At 45.6% G+C, this 1,273-nt stretch carries 1 protein-coding gene; it reads left to right on the forward strand.

Annotated features, from left to right (window positions below; genetic code table 11):
- Positions 1-1,273: hypothetical protein (locus HG263_RS22095; RefSeq protein WP_171628232.1), on the forward strand; the 1,273-nt coding region annotated here is incomplete at both ends.

Genomic DNA, 1,273 nt, shown 5'->3' on the forward strand with positions numbered 1-1,273 from the left:
TTCATGGTCAGGGGCGTGGTTATTTAGGGTTTGGTAAGTTAACCACGATAGATAGCCGTGATGATGACTATGACATGGTTACAGAGACGGTGTACCACCAAGGGTTTGATGAAGACGAAACCGGGGTGAAAACCTATCTGAAATACCCTGAGCTTGTGGGTATGCCATTAATGACCACACAAAAAATGGTAAAAAGGGATACGCCAAGCTCTGAAATCACGTTATCAAGGAGTGTGAACAGCTATACCAAGCTCATCACCAAAGCAAACACTGATAGCTCAGTTAAACGCAGCCCGTATTTCACCTATATTAATACGAGTGAAGAAAAGAGTTACTTCTTAAACGGCGGTATAACGGGGTTGGATTACAGTGCTGGCGGTTTGAAGGCAAAAACGACGACCACGCAAAGCTATGACACAGACGGTAACTTAACCGAGAGTCAGATTGTACTAAAAGACAACGTGGGCACGACGTTCACAACAGAAACCATCAACGAATACGTCAAGACACCATCACGTTGTAATATGTCTGGGTTGAAGCAGGATTACGGTGGTAACTATGGTCGCTTTGGTCGCTTGACGTGCTCAGAGGTGACAAAAACCAATAGTGAAGGTAAAACAGGTACGCGTCAAAGTGCGTTTGCATACAACAAAAAGGGGTTGTTATATCAAGAGAAGGTGAATGCGCAATCTGAAGCACAGTCTGTTATCACAGAGTACGGCTTTAATAGTGCGGGCCTTAAAATCAGCACCACGGTGTCGGGTAAAGAGTTAAAGGCAGGTAGCAGCTATAGCACTGCACCAACACTGTCTGGCGAAACGCTTGTACGTACCACGAAGGTGAAATACGACAGCACGAATCGCTTTATCATTTCACAAACCAATGATGCAGGGCATCTAGTTTGCTTTAACGTGGATAAAGACACCGGGTGGTTGAAAAGTAAAACGGTCAGGGTTGCCCCGTCCGCTCCTAATGTTGAATATTCGTGCCCAGAGCAAGAGGAGGCTGAAGGACTCATAACACGTTATCGTTATGATGCCTTTGGTCAGCTCACTGGTGAGCAATCACCCGCGGGTATTGTTAAATTGATAAGTCGTGGGACAAATCCGTCGTATCCTTATGGTTTCGTAGAACAAACACGGGTATCAGGCGCTCAACCAAGTAAGACTTACTATGACCGTGCGGGTCGGGCCATAAAGCAAATCAACACAGGCTATAACAACCAACAGTCTGTAGTGAAGACTGAGTATGACCAATATGGCCGTGCTTATCG

The sequence above is a fragment of the Pseudoalteromonas caenipelagi genome (assembly GCF_013140855.1).
GTDB classification, from domain to species: domain Bacteria; phylum Pseudomonadota; class Gammaproteobacteria; order Enterobacterales; family Alteromonadaceae; genus Pseudoalteromonas; species Pseudoalteromonas caenipelagi.